This is a genomic window from Vibrio sp. 10N.286.52.C3, from assembly GCF_041468865.1.
Lineage (GTDB): Bacteria > Pseudomonadota > Gammaproteobacteria > Enterobacterales > Vibrionaceae > Vibrio > Vibrio crassostreae_C.
Genome location: NZ_JBFRJM010000046.1, coordinates 1 through 1,009, shown reverse-complemented (window position 1 = coordinate 1,009; position 1,009 = coordinate 1). Strand labels below are relative to the sequence as shown.

The window sequence follows — 1,009 nt, the reverse complement described above, 5'->3', positions numbered from 1 at the left end:
GGCAATAGCTCTGCCGTTTTTCCTATGCAACGTATGGGACTCGAAGTATGGCCTATCCATACGGTACAATTTTCCAACCACACACAATATCAACAAGGTTGGACCGGGCAAACATTCGGCTCAGATGATATTCGAAACTTGATTCGAGGCTTAGACAACATCAACGTACTGAAAGACTGTGGTGCGATCCTATCGGGTTATCAGGGAAGCGCAGACCAATGTAAAGCGGTTGCTGAGTCGGTTAATTTAGTTAAAGAAAAGAACCACAGTGCACTCTATGTTTGTGACCCTGTAATGGGTGACCCAGATAAAGGTTGTATCGTTGAGGATGGCGTTAGAACCGCCATTACTAAACACTTGCTTCCTATTGCCGATGTTATAGTGCCAAACCAATTTGAACTAAGTGAATTGACCGGCATTAAAATCCTCTCCCTTTATGACGCGGTTACAGCATGTAAGAAAGCATTGGAGCTTGGTCCAAAGATGGTGCTCGTGAAGCATCTTCACTCATTACCCGATGACGCGTTCAGTATGATTTTAGCAACGAAAAAGGCATGTTATTTAGCCCAACGACCGAACATTGAATTTGCTCAACAACCGGTTGGTGTCGGTGACCTTATCTCTGGCCTGTTTACCGCAGGGTTAATAAAGAGAATGTCTCCCGTAGCTGCATTCCGACATGCAAATAACGCGGTCTATGGTGTGTTGGAGCTAACTAAAAGCTATGGCACTTGGGAGCTACAAACAATCAATGCACAATATGAATTTGTAGAGCCTACCCACGATTTCAACGTGGTCAAAATCGGGTAGAGCGTTTAACTCCGATAGTGGTGGAGGGTGTACCTATTCGATGGGTCGCATCCTACAAACGAGATTACGAGCTAAGACTAAACCTAGCTATATTACTCCCAGAAAGAGACGGACTTCACTTTATCCCTATTTATTAACTTCTCTGTTTATAGCTGTTCTTTTGATTAAACAGAGTCTCTGAATCATTTTAGAGAACATT

The 1,009-nt window shown here is 43.4% G+C and carries 1 protein-coding gene; it reads left to right on the top strand.

The window, feature by feature from the left end; all coding sequences use genetic code 11:
- The coding region (gene pdxY / locus AB4138_RS15760; RefSeq protein WP_372306707.1) for a pyridoxal kinase PdxY at window positions 1-810 on the top strand (810 nt) is incomplete at its 5' end.
- Window positions 811-1,009 lie beyond the last annotated feature (199 nt).